Annotated in this window: 8 protein-coding genes; 2 read left to right on the top strand and 6 right to left on the bottom strand. The window is 65.2% G+C overall.

The features are described 5' to 3' along the window. Positions 1-7: 7 nt before the first annotated feature. The 5 genes from IEY49_RS02180 to IEY49_RS02160 all read right to left on the bottom strand — a co-directional run bounded on the left by IEY49_RS02180 (position 8) and on the right by IEY49_RS02160 (position 7,604). Positions 8-2,614, bottom strand: a complete 2,607-nt coding sequence (locus IEY49_RS02180) for a S8 family serine peptidase (protein ID WP_189004090.1) — start codon at positions 2,612-2,614, stop codon at positions 8-10. 436 nt (positions 2,615-3,050) lie between these two features. Further along, the gene (locus IEY49_RS02175; RefSeq protein WP_189004088.1) at positions 3,051-3,677 is read right to left on the bottom strand and encodes an HAD family hydrolase; all 627 of its coding nucleotides are present in this window, start codon (positions 3,675-3,677) and stop codon (positions 3,051-3,053) included. After that, positions 3,674-4,639, bottom strand: a complete 966-nt coding sequence (locus IEY49_RS02170) for an NAD(P)/FAD-dependent oxidoreductase (protein WP_189004086.1) — start codon at positions 4,637-4,639, stop codon at positions 3,674-3,676. Before IEY49_RS02170 ends, IEY49_RS02175 begins: the two co-directional genes overlap by 4 nt. Next, the gene (locus IEY49_RS02165; RefSeq protein WP_189004084.1) at positions 4,636-5,343 is read right to left on the bottom strand and encodes an SDR family oxidoreductase; all 708 of its coding nucleotides are present in this window, start codon (positions 5,341-5,343) and stop codon (positions 4,636-4,638) included. Before IEY49_RS02165 ends, IEY49_RS02170 begins: the two co-directional genes overlap by 4 nt. Before the next feature lie 371 nt (positions 5,344-5,714). Then, positions 5,715-7,604 carry an N-acetylmuramoyl-L-alanine amidase gene (locus IEY49_RS02160; RefSeq protein ID WP_189004082.1) on the bottom strand — a complete coding sequence of 630 codons (1,890 nt, stop codon included), beginning with the start codon at positions 7,602-7,604 and terminating at the stop codon, positions 5,715-5,717. A gap of 74 nt (positions 7,605-7,678) precedes the next feature. Between IEY49_RS02160 and IEY49_RS02155 the strand changes: the two genes are divergently transcribed. Beyond that, positions 7,679-8,758, top strand: coding sequence for a GTP pyrophosphokinase (locus tag IEY49_RS02155; protein ID WP_189004080.1), 1,080 nt, complete (start codon positions 7,679-7,681; stop codon positions 8,756-8,758). A 163-nt stretch (positions 8,759-8,921) separates the two neighbouring features. Continuing rightward, a complete protein-coding gene (locus tag IEY49_RS02150) occupies positions 8,922-9,695 on the top strand; it encodes a glycine-rich domain-containing protein (RefSeq protein WP_189004078.1) in 774 nt (257 codons plus the stop codon). Positions 9,696-9,851: 156 nt separating this feature from the next. Here the strand turns inward: IEY49_RS02150 and IEY49_RS02145 are convergent, their stop codons facing one another. Continuing rightward, positions 9,852-15,122, bottom strand: a complete 5,271-nt coding sequence (locus IEY49_RS02145) for a DNA repair ATPase (protein ID WP_189004076.1) — start codon at positions 15,120-15,122, stop codon at positions 9,852-9,854. Between the last annotated feature and the right edge of the window lie 126 nt (positions 15,123-15,248).

Below are 15,248 nucleotides of genomic sequence, written 5' to 3'. Positions count from 1 at the left end.
ACAGGTTTTACTTGGAAGCGTTGACGGTCAGGACCGGGGAGGTCCAGGTTTCCTGGTGGTCAGAGTTGCCTTCCTGACCCAGGGCCTTGAGCACGGTGACCCGGATCACGTACTGGCCGTTGGGCACGGCCTTGCGCTTGTTCTGGGCATTGTCGCTCACGCCGCGGCTCCAGCTGACCATGCCGTCCCAGCCGAAGGCGAAGAAGCCGGTGGCCGTCGAGTTCCGGGGCAGGTACTCGTCGGTGCTGGCGTTGAAGAACTGCGTGTTCACCGGCTGCATGGTGCTGGCTTCCAGCACGTCCAGCTTGATCGAGCGCGCGAAGTGGTCCAGGTGCATGCGGAAGTACGGGAAGTCTCCGTCGCGCATGGTGAAGGTGTGGTTGGTGGTCGGAGCGTAGGCATTCTTGGTGGCATCGAAGCGGGCCAGCTGAGGCGCACTGGTCAGCACCTTCAGGTCCTGGTAATCGCCCTGGAAGCCCGCGTAGGGCACACGCAGCGGAGTACCGGCACCCTGGGGCGTGAATACGATGTAACCGCCGTAAATGCTCAGATTTGGTGCCGTGGGGTTGACCGTGACCGTTACCTGAGCGCTGCCACCGGCGGGTACCGTCAGCGTGCCGGCGCTGAAGGTGGCCGTCGCACCGGGGCCGGAGCTCTTCACGGTGTAGTTGCCTTCGGTGGTCCGGGCTCCCGTGTGGCTCAGCGTGTACGTGACCGGCGTGGTGCCGCGGTTGGTCACGGTCAGCGTCTGAGGTGCCACACCAGACTCGCTCTCGCCCAGCGACAGCTTGCCAGGGGTCACGGTGGCCGTGGTGTTAATCGCGTTCACGACGTTCACCATGCCTGCGCCTTGACGGTGGACAACGTCAAGCTGACCCGAGTTGTTGCTCCAGGGCCTGGGCGTCGCGGTGTTCTGGAGCAGGCCGCGCATATCTTCAGCGCGCATGGTCTGGCCTGCTTCTCGCTTGGCCTGCAGCACCAGCGCCGCCACACCAGCCACATGCGGCGAAGCCATGCTGGTACCACTGAGGGTCGCGTAACCGCTGGGCGCCAGGTTCAGGGGGTAGGCAGCGCGGATCAGTCCGCCGGGGGCTCCTAGGTCGGGCTTGAGGCTCAGGTCGGCGGCCAGACCGTAGGAACTGGAGGTATCGAGCAGGTTACCGGTGGGGTTCAGGTAGCTGCCGGCGCCTGCCGTCCAGGTCATGGAAGCGCTCGGGGTGCCAGCGATGAAGGCGTCAATCGTCTTACCAAGAGCGTCGGAGACACCCACGACCGGGATGGTCACGGCCGGAGTCCCGGCGACACTGGCCGCCAGCGGGCCTACAGCGTTGTTGTACAGGATGACGGCCGAAGCGCCAGCGTTCTGGGCGTTGATCGCCTTGGTATGGAACGCACAGGTTCCGCGGCGGATCAGCACAGCCTTGCCGGTCAGCGAGTTGGCAGGCAGAGCCGCGCAGGCGTCGGCAGCCGAGGTCGTGGTGCCGGTTTTCGCCAGGGGCAGGCTGCCGCTGGTGGGTGGGGTCGGCGAGGGCGAAGCGACTTGATAGCCCACCTTGGTGCCGTCGCTCAGCACAAATTCGTTGAGGTATACGTGGCTGTTCATGAAGTTCGCCACGCCGATGACCTTCTCACCCACGCCAGGGGCACCCGCAGCCCACACGCCGCCCGATCCGCTGTTGCCGATGGAGGCCGCCACGACCATGCCCGCGTCCACCAGGTTGCTGCTGGCCACGGCCGTGGGGTATTCGGGCCAGGAGTTGAAGGCTGAACCGATGCTCATGTTCAGCACGTCCATGCCGTCGGCCAGGGCGCGTTCCATGGCCTGAACCATGATGTCGGCCTGGGTGCTGCCGGCGCAGCCAAACACGCGGTACACGCCCAGCGACGCTTCCGGGGCCACGCCCTTGACCGGTCCCCCGGCGGCCGCGATGCCGGCCACGTGCGTTCCGTGACCGCCGCAGTCGTCCACGTTGTCCTTGCCGGGAACAGGGGTGTTGCCACCGGTAAAGGCGTCGCCCACCAGGTCGTACTGGGCCACGACGCGGCCTTTGAACGCCGGGTGGTCAAGGTCGATACCGGTGTCCATGATGGCAATCTTGACGCCCTTACCGGTCAGGCCCATTTCGTTCTGGGCGGTGTCAACGCCGGTTTGGCTGACGGCAGTAGCCATCTCTGGTTCTTCACCAGGGGTCAGTTCAGGCAGCGCGACGTCCATCACTGGGTAGACTGCTTTTACGCCGTCGAGGTCCTTGATCTTGCCGAGGTCGACAGGATCAATCCGGATAGAAATGCCGTTCCACAGCCGCTCAAACTCCAGGCGTTGCTGGAACTTGATGCCTGCAGCGTTGGCCTGTTGACGGAAGATCTGACGCTCCTGCGCAATGGCGGCGCGGTCTCCTCCCTTGGTCGTGGGCTTGCTGCGGAACTCCACGAACCAGTTCTGCGCCGTTTCGTTATCAACCTGAGTGGTCGGCACCGAAAGCCCCTGAATCAGAGGCGTGGGAGCAGCGGCAACGGGCACAGTCACCTGGGGCGTAGATGGAGTACCACAGGCAGCGAGCGTCAGGGAAAGGAGGATCATGGCGGCACTACGCTGGTAAGCTTGAGTCTTCATCAACTACCCTCCGGCAGAAAACCACGCCTCTTCAGTCGCCATTCTGGCGCCGAGTCACAGGCTTCCGCATTGCTTTGTTCGTTGGTGAACTATAGGTACCCGGTTAAGAGCTCAATGTGACCAATGTCGTGGAGTTCCCTCCCACCTTCAGGTCACGTTGCTTTTCGGTTACTCATGTCCTCTTATGCTGGACAAAGTTCAGATAGCTCAATTTATCAGCTGTAAGACGCCGGGCGGACCGGCAGGTGAACCAAGAACAGATTCACTGGGGCGTCATTCTGATCAGCGTATCCGAGCTGCCACCTGATCGAATTCTCAGCCTTTCCGTTTCCCTCAAGTCATTTCGAGGCTCCCACTACAGGCACTGGGATACCGCATGTCGGGTCGCACATCTAAAACCCCCGCACCGCTCCTTTTTGGGCTTTGCCGCTTCTAATCAGTCCAAAGCCAGTACGTCACGCAGGTCACCCAGCACCGTGTCCGGGGTTTCCTCGCCAAGCGCGTGTCCGGTGGGCAGCCAGGCCGCCCGCAGCCCAATCTGCTGTGGGCCCCAGATGTCGTTGCGTGGGGAGTCGCCCACAAACCAGGTGCTCTGGACCTCTGCACCCAGCCGCTCCAGGGCAAGCCGGTAAATGGCCGGGTCGGGCTTGGACAGGCCTACCACCTTGCTGATGACCACATCGTCCGCCAGTCCTTCCAGCTGACACCCCTGCAGGCATCGCGACTGCGCTTCCTGCCACCCGTTGGTCACGATGCCCACACGGATCCCACGATCTCGAAGCTCATTCAGGACCTCGTGCGTATGGGGCATCACCCTGGCGTGGTTCAGGTGGCGCCAGTACGTATCGAGCAATGTGTCCACCGCATGAGGCAGCCCAAGTTCCTCGACCAGCCGGGTCATAACCTCGCGCTTGCCGCGATAGCCGTAGTCGTCGAGTTCCAGAAAGCGGGCAGTGTACGCTTCCGGCAGAGCAAATTCCTGGCGGTGCACCTCCAGCCAGTCCCGGATGGTGGCGTTGCGGTCGTGCAGCGTTCCGTCCAGGTCAAAAAGGACTGCCTTCAAGGTTCGCCTACCCCCACCTGCTCATCCGGGCTCTTGTGAAAGGCGGCGCCACGGGCCCGGACGTTTTCGTGGATCAGGGTGGTGTTGAGGCTTATGGCTGCGATCATGCCGCTGCTGGCCGCGCTCATGACGTACTGGGGCGCCCCGGTCATGTCTCCCGCCGCCCAGATGCCCCGCACGCTGGTCATGCCGTTCTCGTTGACCACGACGCGGCTTTTCTCGTTGAGTTCACAGCCGAGCTGAGCCGGCAGGGTGCTGTTCTGCGCCTGGGTGGGATTCAGGAAGATGGCGTCCAGGGGCAGCTTCTCGCCGTCACTGAAGTGTGCGGTGATGTTCTGCTTGCCCGTCAGGCGGCGCACCGGCGTGGTGATGACCGGTATGTCCACCCGCTTCAGGTCGAGGCGCTGTTCGGGTGTCAGCTCATCGGGGCCATTGGTCAGCAGTATGACGCGGTCGGACCAGGCCCGCACACTCAGGGCCAGGTGATGGCCTTCCTGGTGACTGCCCAGCACCGCAAGATGGGCCTCCCGGTTGGGCCAGCCGTCGCAGTAGGGACAGTGGTGGACCGTTTCGCCCCAGCGCTCGCGCAGACCAGGAATGCGCGGCAGCACGTCGCGGACCCCGGTGGCAAACATCAGCCTCCCGGCCGTGACCCAGGTCTGCCCATGGCGCACCGAGAAGCCGTCGTCCAGAATGCGGACTTCCCGGGCCGGAGTGGACAGCACGGTCACGTCATAGGGCGCCAGATCCGCCAGACCAGCTTCCTTCAGGGCGCCGGGAGGAGTGCAGTCGCGCGTGAACACACCGTGGGCATTCTGGGCCAGAGAATTGCGGGCCGGACCACCGTCGAGCAGCAGCACCCGCCGGCGCGCCCCGCCCAGCACGACAGCAGCGTTCAGACCTGCAGGGCCAGCGCCGATCACCACCGCGTCGTAGTCGTGCCCGGAGTCAGTAAACCTCATGGGCGCGGCCCCGGTCGGACCGTCAGATCCGTCAGTGACGCGTCGCGCGAGGCGTTCAGGGCAAAGGCGATGGTGGCGGCCACGGTTTCAGGCTGAATAAACGTCTCGGGCTGGTAGTCGCCTCCTTCCTGGGTGCGGACCCTGCGCTGCATTTCCGTGGCGGTGCGGCCCGGGTAGACGCTGGTGACCCGGACCCCGTGCGGGGCTTCCTCGTCTCGCAGGGCGTCGGCCAGGGCGCGCAGGGCATGCTTGCTGGCCGCGTAACTGCCCCAGCCAGCGTTGGCGCGCAGTCCGGCGCCGCTGTTGACGAACACCACCGTTCCCTGGGCGGCGCGCAGCCCAGGCAGCAGCAGCCGGGTCAGTTCGGCCGGCGCAACGGTGTTGACCGTCAGGGTGTGGGTCCACAGGTCGTAGGCCTGTGCGGCGACCGGTCCCAGGTCCACCACTCCGGCGTTGTGCACGACGTTGGTTACACGTCCCAGCCCGGCGACGGCCGACTCGAAGGTATCGGGCCGGGTCAGGTCCAGAAGCAGGGGCACAGCGCCCAGTTCGCCGCACAAGGCCTCCAGTGGTCCCGCCGTGCGGCCGCTGAGAATCAGGTCGTGATCTGGGGACAGTTGCTGAGCCAGGGCGCGCCCAATGCCGCCTGCCGCGCCAGTGATCAGGGTGACAGGACGCAGGGTCCCGGGATGCGCGGATGTCATGCGCCGAGGCTAACGCCTCGGTGAGGTCTGAAAGAACCTCTGGCGCAACGAAACCGCCTGCATATTTTCTTCATCCGTCCAGCCGGTTCTGACCCGGGCGGCCAAACGCTCGTTCTCCCGGTCGTTGGTGCGCCGAAACACAGTAATCACTTGGCCCCAGACCACTTCCGTCAGTGTGGTCCACTCCAGCAGTTGCAAGTTTGGCAGGGGCCCGTCCCCATCATCGTGCCAGACAACTCAGCGTGATTGACGGGACCAGACCCGGTCAGATCCAGCCCGTCTGTGTGACGGGTGGCCAGAGGGCCGTCAGCCTGCCCTGGAGATACCGGCGCAGCCCGCACCCACGGATTGCTTGTGCGTGTGCCAAACCCTCAGCGCTGGGCCTGCGCCGCATAGAACGCTGAAACCCCGCTGGCAATGGCCTGCGCGAAGCGTTCCTGTGCTCCTGGATGGTGCAGGGCGCGCAGGTTTCCCGCGTCCGTCAGGTAGGCAAGCTCGACCAGCAGACTGATCTGGGTGCTGGGCCGGGACAACGCCAGATTGGCCCCCGGCTTGAGGCCGGCTCCAGAACCAAGTTCCGGTAGGCCGGCGCGCAGGGCCGCCAGAATCGACGCCGCCACGGGCTGGGCCTGGGGATGGGTGAAATAGACCTCCGGACCGCGCACGCCGCGTGGGTCCCGGCCATCCGGCAGGGCGTTGGCGTGGACTGAGACGAGCAGGTCACTCCGGCTCGCTTCCGCGCTGAGGCCCCGGTCGTACAGGCTGACGGTGACATCGGTGGACCGGGTGAGGTGGACCGTGGCCCCCTGAGCCCGCAGCAGCTCTGCCGCGCGCAGCGTGATGGGCAGCACAAGGCCTTTTTCCGGGATGCGCAGGCTTCCCGCGCCTCCTCCCTGGCTGCCTCCGTGTCCGGGGTCCAGGGTAATGGTCCGGCCTTCGAGGGGCCGGGCCGGATTCAGGGCGGGAGGACGCCGCACCGTCAGCAGCAGGTCGTCGCCGTCATAGCCAGCATGAAAGCCCCAGATCTGCGGAGCGTTCAGGTTCAGCGTCACGCGGGTCACGCCCAGGCCCAGGGTCCGCACCTCCACGCTGGCCAGCAAGGGGTCACGCTCCAGAGGAACCGCCAAGGGCGTGCCCAACGGCCCATACAGCGTCAGCACCAGCCGCTGGGCACTTTCCTGAATCAGCGTGAACGGCAGCCGGGCGCCGCCCAACGGCAGATACAGGGAGAGGTCCGGATTGCTCGCCGGAGCGGGCAAGGCAGAAGCTGGCTGTGCCGGGGTCGCCTGGGTACCTGGAGCCAAGGGAATCACTGGCGCCGCATCAGTACCCGGCGCCGTCAGGGGGCGGAGTCGGATCGGTCCACCCGCGGCCACTGGCAGGGCTCCCGGGGTGACCTGGACCTGAGTCTGGGTAACCAGGGCAGGCACACCGGGCGCCAGGCGCACGCGGAAGTCCCGCCCCTGACGGCCCACCAGGGCAAAGGCCATCTCGTCACGCGGGTACAGGAGGGGGGCGCCCGAGAGGTCAGTCAGCAGCGTCGTGGCCTCGTTCAGGGCCAGCCCCCGGACGCTTCCAGGGTTCTGAATGCCCAGTTGTGCCTGGCCCATGGCGCCGCTGACACGTCCGGTGGCGGTGGCCGTCACCGTGCGGCCATCACGGCCGGTCAGACTGACCGTAACCGGCGCATTGTTCAGTGCCTGGACAGGGAGCATGGTCGTGCCCGAGTACGTTCCGGCGGTCGCCTCACGCATGGGAACGGCCGCCCCCCCGTTGATCCTGAAGCTGGCCCGCCCGCCCGGCGAGCCGACGAACCCTACCTTCACGGTCCGCTCGGCCGGCGAGTCGCCCGCGAGGTCCCAGAATTCCAGGGCCTCACGCGGCGTCAGGGTCTCCCGGTCAATTGCGGTGGGGGACGCTGGCAGGAGGCGCGGCACCGTGCGAATCACCCGGAGGGTCCGCGTGGCGCTTTTGCCTCCCTTGCGGGTCACCATCCGCAGATCGTTGGTCCCCACCTTGAGCGGCCACCAGGCCATGAACAGTCCGTCCGGCCCCACAGGAACAGCCTGCCCACTGACCGTCAGGGTGGCTCCCGGGGTCACACTTCCCTGCAGAATGACGTGGCTGTGGGCGACACGGTGACCAGATTCGGGATAGGACACAAAAATTTCGCTGGCGGTCTGCGCGAGGGCCGGGGACGCGGGCATGGTGCCCAGCGCACCCAGCAGGCTCAGCAGGGCCAGGTGGCGATAACAGCGCATAGCCGGGTTTAGCACGCCAGAATGAGGCCCGCACCCCCACATCAGGGGCGGCCCGCTATGCTGAAGCCACCAACATGGACAATACGCTGGTGACGGCCTACAGCAACGCCCTGCCTGTCTACGAGCAGCAGCGGGAAGCGGTGGTGGCCCTGCTGGGAGACGTCCTGGGGCGCGCAGGGCTGAAAATTCATCACCTCACCGCCCGGGTCAAACGGCCGGCCAGCCTGGCGGACAAGCTGCGGCGCAAACCCGGCCGTTACCGGGTCCTAGAAGACCTGACCGATCTGGTGGGCGTGCGGGTCATCACCTACTTCGAGTCCGACGTGGCGGTGGTTTCACGCCTGCTCGAAGACCATTTCGAGGTGGACTGGGCCAATTCGGTCGACAAGGGCAAGGTGCATGATCCGGACCGCTTCGGCTACATGGGCGTACATTACGTGCTGCGTGTTCCACCGGGCCCAGGGGCGGTGCTGCCGGGCCTGCGCTTCGAGGTGCAGATCCGCAGCATCCTGCAGCATGCCTGGGCCGAAATCGAGCATGACCTGGGCTACAAGAACCGGGAAGCCGTGCCGCGCGAGGTCCGCCGACGCTTTAACCGCCTGTCCGGACTCCTGGAAATGGCCGACGAGGAGTTTATGGCGCTGCACCGACTGTCACGCGACTATGCCGCCGACCTCCCGCAGCGGGTGCTGCAGGCCCCAGACAGCGTGTATATCGATGCCCAGAGCATGAAGCATCTGCTGAGCGTCGCACCGGTGCGAGACCTGGATACGGCTGTCTCCGATGCCCTGAAGGTTCGGCTGCTTGTCGGCTGGCCGGACCCCGACCGCCCGCAGCGACTGGCCCGGCTGCTGCATTACGTGGGGGTGCACTCGGTGGGATTGCTGCAAAAGGAACTGCGGCGCCACGAAGGTGACATCGTGCGCTTCGCAGAGCTGCTGCTGCCGCGGCTCCGGGAGTCCTGGCTGCCCGCCGGCGGGGCCCGGCCGGGTGTCAGTGTCGTGCACTACGCGCTGCTTAAGGTGTGCGCCGCCCCAGGCCTCAATGCGACCGACGTCGCCGCTCTGATTGATATAGGAACCCCGGGCTACGCGGAGCGGTTTGTTCAGGCCGTCAGCGAGGCCTATGGCGAGCTGCGCCAGACCGTCTCCTGACTTCTCTGAGGGACCCGTCAGGGCATCAGCTGCCTTCCCCGCAGGATGAGTACAAGCCGGGGGTGCCCCCATCACCAGCTGACGGCAGGCTGACAGTTCCCTATCACCCTGAAACCACGCACCAACACCGTCCACGACCTCTTTTTTCGTTTCGGAGGATCAGATGACACCGTCCCGCACCTACCCGGATGTTCAGGCCACCGTCAGTCCCCTGGCCCCGCCCTGCCCGGCACTGTCCTATGCCTTTCCAGAGGTACTGGCCGCCCGCCTGGGCCGGGACTACGGCTGGTCACAACCCTTTACCAGTGGCGCGCTGGAAGAGTACCGCCGGTTCCTGCATCTGGCGGTGACTTCCCAGACGCCCGTTACGCCGTCGCAGGTCGTGGACAAGGTCTGGCACCTGCACCTGACCTTTACGCGCGACTACTGGGAGCGCCTGACGCCGGCCCTGGGCAGACCGGTGCATCACGATCCCGGGGGCGCTGATGCAGACGATGATGCCCACTTCGCCGCACAGTACATCGGCACGCTGGACGCCTACCGGGCAACCTTCGGTCCGCCGCCCGCTCTGTACTGGCCGGACCCGCGGCTGCGCAACCAACCTGTATTTATCCAAGCTACACCGCCATCAGAACCAGCTCTGGCAGCGCGCTCTCAGTGGCAGAGCGGCAACGTCCTTGGCTCAACGCTCGTCGTGATCGGGGTAGCAGCGCTGCTCCTCCACTGGACGCCGCTGGCGCTACTGATGGGCACACTCCTGCTCCTGCTGGTGGTGCGCAGCCTGACCCGCCGCGACCGTCGCGGGTATGGACGGTACCAGGGCCACACCAGTCTGTCTTTTGCCGGCCATGGTGACTCCTCGTGCGGACCTTTCGATTCAGGCAGTTGCGGCGACTCAGGCAGCAGTTCCTGTGGTGGAGGCGGCTGCAGCAGCTGACGGGCAAGGGCGGAAAAGGGCGCCTCCAGACGGAAGCGCAACTTTCTGGACAGGTGAACCATGACTGGAGTTGGCTGGACAGTATCTTCCCGCCAACTCCAGTCAATTTGCAACGCCCAGGCCCCATCTCGAACGAAGCGCGGTGGCTGAGGCAGTTTACAGAGTCACGTCCTGCGGCTTGGCGTGCCGTCCCGGAGGGAATTTGGTTCCTCTGTCATCCGCCCGGCTTTTGTGCAGAGCCTCAGCCAGTGCCAGCAGCGCCTGATTGAGCTGTTCCTGGCGTTGACCAGACGCCGCGATACTGACCAGAAGAGGCGCAATGGTTGCCCTGAGCGCTTCCGGAAGAACGTTCTGAAATTGTGCATCCGGCTTCGGCTGCGCGGTGCCCAGAGCCTCCAGGCTGGAGGCAATGTCCGCCAGCATCGGACCCAGACCAGCCTTGAGGGCTTCGGAGAACTGCTCGGAGCTACCCCCAGGAACGGGCGTCTCGCGCACGGCCCCCAGTGATTGCAGGCCGCTGGCGATATCGGCCAGCTGGGCCACCACCCGGCCGCCCACATCCGCATCACCTGCGCCCATCGCCTTGTTACGGCGGAAATCTGTTTTGATCTGCTGCCACCGCGCGGCCTGCTCGGGCGTAAGATTGCCCCGCAGTTCCGCGAGCTTCAGCAGGTTTTCCTCTGCTCCGCTGGTCAGCAGCTGCGCCTCTCCCAGATAGTGATCGGAGATCACCTGCTGAAGCTCGGCGTCGTTCATCACGGGGGAGACCTTTTCGGCCAGCTTGTTCATGTTGCGGTAGCTGCCCTGCAGCTTGAAGGGGGGCTCGGTACGGTACTCGTTGGCCTGAGCGGCGCTGGCGATGTATTGCCCGTTGACCCGGTACAGCACATCCCGCACCTGAATGAGCCTCTTCAGCGTGGCCACGATCTCGCCGACCTCGGCCACGCTGTAGGCGTGCTTCAGCGCGTTGGTGGACACCTCCTTGCCCTGGGCCCTGTCCACCAGCAGGTATAGGTCGGCCAGATCACGGGTGGCCAGCGGGGCCAGCACTGGATTGGCCGTGAGGCTGTTCTCGATATAACTCAGCAGAAAAGCCTCTTTCATGCCGCCCAGCACGTCACCGAGGTTATAAATGTCGGCCCGGTTGGCCAGCATGTCAGGAATCTTGAACACCTCGCCTGACTCGGTGTACGGGTTGCCGGCCATGATCACAGCAAACTTGCGACCACGCAGATCGTAGGTTCTGGTGCGCCCCTTCCACACCCCTTCAATGCGGCGGGTGCCGTCGGTCAGCGAGATGAACTTCTGCAGAAACTCCGGGTGCGTGTGCTGGATATCATCCACGTACAGCATCACGTTGTTGCCCATTTCCAGCGCCAGGTTCAGCTTTTCCAGCTCCTGGCGCGAGTTGGCGTCGGGGGTCTGCGCGGGGTCCAGTGACCGGACCTCATGGCCCAGCGAGGGGCCGTTGATTTTCATGAACACCAGTCCGAGCCGGCTGGCGACGTATTCCATCAGGGTGGTCTTGCCGTAGCCCGGCGGAGAAATCAGCATCAGCAGGCCCATCAGGTCACTGCGCTTGTGCTCTCCCACGGTGCCCATCTGCTTGGCGAAGTTGTCCCCGATGACCGGCAGGTAGATGTCGTTGATCAGCTGGTTGCGCACAAACGAGGTCAGCGGACTGGCCTGATATTCGGACAGTCGCAGCACCTGTCGCTCGGCGGTGATGACCTCCTGACGCGCGGCCTGATAGCGGTGAAACGCGGGGACGAAGTGATCACGGTGCGCACGCAGGCGGGCCAGCGTATCGTCAATGGCCAGGGTCAGACTGCCCCCCTGAACCCGTGGATGCTCACCGAGCAGACCATCGACCCGGACCATCAGCGTGACGTCGCGGACCTCGTGGCGCACCATGCTCCCGAACAGGCTGAGCGCTGCGGCCTCCGGCACATAGCGGGCGCGGTCCGCGAATTCAGGCACGCCGGTTAGAGCATTCAGCCAGTGCAAGGTCAGCTCCCAGCGCCCGGCAGGCTGCCCTTCCAGTCGTTGCAGCGCCTGTCGGAACCCATCTGTCATGGAGGCCGCCGCCAGCCGCGCTTCCAGCCCGGCGAGCAGTTCGGCGGCGTAGCGCGTAAAGCCCAGTGTGACCTCACCGGACCGAAGTTCCTCGGCCAGATAGGCAGCGGCCTGTTCGCACTGCTCGGGCGTAATCTCAACGGAAATGCCCTGCAGGGAGCCGCCAATATCGGCCGCCAGGGACTGTACCGCGTCCTGCAGAGCGCCCGTGGTGCCGAACAGCTGCCGCATGGCGTGGGCACTGCCAAAGCGGCTGGTCCAGTCCGCCTGCCGCTCAGGCTGGCTGGCCCAGGCCATGACGGCCAGTGCGCGGGCCAGCGGCGGAAACGCCAGAGGCCCCGCCGACTGAGCCAGGGGCAACAGCTTTTGCAGGATCAGGGCGGTGTCGTGGTCATGAATGCCTTTTTCGTAGCCCTCGCGGTAGCGCGGCGCCGCGAACTCGCGGACCCGGCGGGCCAGTTCCTCTGGTTGCGCCACAAGCCCTCTGAGCGTCGGCAGGTCCAGGCCGTCACGCCCCTCCTCGGCCGCCTGAAGGATCTGCCCGGCCAGATATTCACTGCGGTAGACCAGGGGCGACTCGGAGTCCAGCGTGACCTGCCAGAAGTCGCGCAATTCATTCAGGGCAGGATCGGTCAGCGGCTGCATGTAATCCGTGCCGGTCAGGTGCACGGCCAGCTCGTCCCCACGTGGAAGCAGGGTCAGGTCCAGCGGCTGGGTATTGACACTGAAGCGGTGGCGCGGCCCCAGGCGAATCACAGACCCACCGTCCTCGAACAGTTCGTGTCGGTCCCGCAGGGCGCGCACGGCCTGATCCCGGACAGCCTTGAGCCGCGCTTCCACGTCGTCGGCCTTGACGGCGTCCTTGAGTTCGCGCAGGCGCGCGGCAAGCTCCCGCAGCTTCAGGATCAACGGGTCGCCCGCAAAGAAGGCGTTGAGCTCATCCGGCGACTTCAGGCGCTCGGTGCGCCGGGGCAGCCCAGCCAGAATGCGGGTGGCCGCGTCCTGTACAGCCTGGGCCTTGCGCTGGCGCTCGTCGAGCAGCGCCTGCTTGTGGGCCTCAAATACCTCCAGCATCTCTTCGCGCTTGGCCAGGATGTCGTTCAGGAACTGTTCGTGCTCCCCAAACTGCCCTTCAAGTTCCTCCAGGCCCACCATCAGACGTGCCAGCTGCTCGTCAGCGCGTTCCGGCGTAGTCGACAGACCCAGCGCACCGGTGATCGACTGCCCATACAGACTGAACTGCGCGGCGAACTGCGCGACCACCTCGCTGGAGCCCAGGGTCTTGCGGCGCTGCTCGGCACGGGCGCGGATCTGGTTGAGCCGGGCGTAGATGCCCGAAATCGCCCCGACCACCCGGGTACGCTGCGGGGCGTCGTCCACCTTCAGGCTGGCCATCAGTTCAGAGAGCATGTCCAGCTCTCCAGCCACCTTCTGCATGGCCTGCAACTGTTCAGCCAGCGCGCGGGCTGTCCCAGCCTGACCGGTGTGTGTTTCCAGGGTGTGCAACTGCTCAGCAAAGGGCGCCAGGGCCTGATCACCGGCCAGAAATGCCCCGGTGGCCGCGCCGATCCGGCCGTGCGCTTCCTCCAGGCTGGCGGTCATCGTGTCGACAGCAGCCGTGTCGATGTACCGGTAGTCACGGATGGTCAACAGGTGACCGCGCAGGGCTGCAATGGCCCCCAAAGCGTCCACGAACTCCTGAATGCGGCTCCAGGTCTCCAGTTGCAGGCTCCCCATCAGCCTGCGGTGCCGGGCACTGGCTTCCTGCATGGCCAGATCGGACTGCGCGCGAATGCTCTGGACCTTCTCAAATTCGTCCAGCACCGATTCGCCGGTGGCAGCAACCTCGTGTAGCAGGGAGTTCAGGCCGCCGCAGTTGGCGTCATCGAACCAGTGGTAGCTATCGAAGAGGCGCCGGGTGTGGTGGGTCAGCAGTTCGTACCGCTGCGCCGAGACGTCAGGGGTACCGATTTCACGCGCCAAGTCGTACAGATCCGAGATGCCCCGCACGAGCTCCGCGTTGCCCAGGCGCCCCAGAAAGGTGTTGCCCGGTGGCCGGGTGGCCGCATATTCGTCGCTGGTAAACGGCGTGTGCCACACCTGCATCTGATGAACGCGGGTCGGGTCGTGCGTTTCGGAGTGAAACAGCACCATCCGGCCGTCGGGCAGGCGCGCGTAGCCGTGAGCAAACACCGGCGTCTGGAGCTGGCGCTGAATCATGTTGTATACGAACAGGGCGGCCAGACCATGCTCGCGCTCGTAGAAGACATACAGCACGTCCTCTCCGTTGGGAGACCGGAGCGCGCGCTTGAACTGCATGCCCTGCATGGCGGCGTCAAAGGCCTTGTGGTCTCCGTTTTGCAGGTAATATCCACCTGGAAAGATGATTCCGTGGTCTTCCGGCAGCTGCACACAGGCCTGCAGGATGGCGTCGTTGCGAACCACCTTGCGGGTGATGGTGTTGTAGACCAGCCCCCGCGCCTGACGCTCGCGGTAGGGCAGCACCCTCAACAGAATCAGCGCGCCAACCCGAGCAAACTCGAAGCTGGCGTCGTCGATGGACTGGGTGCTGTCCTCTACAGGTTCGCTGTAGATACCCTGACCCGTCTCGGTATTGTTCTCCACCTTGATGGTCAGGTCGCCCCCACTGGTCTCCACGAACAGGGTGTCCAGGATATTCAGGTGAGGATGGCGGCCACTGACCTCCAGTTCGCGCCCGGCGCGGGTCCACTCGAAATCGAACGGTGCGGGAAGGGCGATGTCACGCTCTCCCCTGGCGTCGATATAGGACAGCTCTCCGGTGCTGGCGACGGCCCAGCGGAACACCCGCATGTCGCTGCTGCGCTCACCGATCTGGAAGGCCGCCAGCAGCCTGTCGTCGCGCACCACGAGCTGAAGCAGGCGGGCGTGTTTGTAGTACGCGTACAGTTCCTCAAAGTCGCGCACGAACGCCGGCTCACCGAGGAAACTGTCCGGCAAGGCCACCGGCTCTACGTCATAGCTGCCTTGCACCTCTACCAGCCGGTACAGCCCGAACACATCCTCCACGCGGGTCTGGGTCTTGAGCCCCAGGAAGACGTTGAACCCGAACAGCAGCAGGTCACTCCCCACCTGCACGATGTCGCGGCCCACGCAGTTGTTCTCGGTGCGGATCCGGAAACGCCCGGCCAGTGCCATCCTGCTGTCGCCGAACTCCGTAAGGCGGCGGGTATTGAGGTCGTCGGCCACCGCTTGCACCCGGCCACCCAGTGCGGTGAGGCGCTTGCGCAGGACCTCGTAGGCACTGCCCTGGGCGACGGCCTGGTCGATGTGGGATTCGGCAGCTTCGGGCGTGGAGGTGGGGTCAGTCATCGTGTGTTCCCTGATGCGCAGGACCAGCAGGCAGTACCACTCTGGCCAGGTTGCGCGAGCTGAGCGGCATATCGGCGGACATGGTGGGGCTGCAGTCGCAGAACGACCAGCGCCCTGCCAAAGACC

It is taken from the genome of Deinococcus malanensis (genome assembly GCF_014647655.1).
Lineage (GTDB): Bacteria > Deinococcota > Deinococci > Deinococcales > Deinococcaceae > Deinococcus > Deinococcus malanensis.
This window is presented reverse-complemented; position numbering and strand designations above follow the sequence as displayed.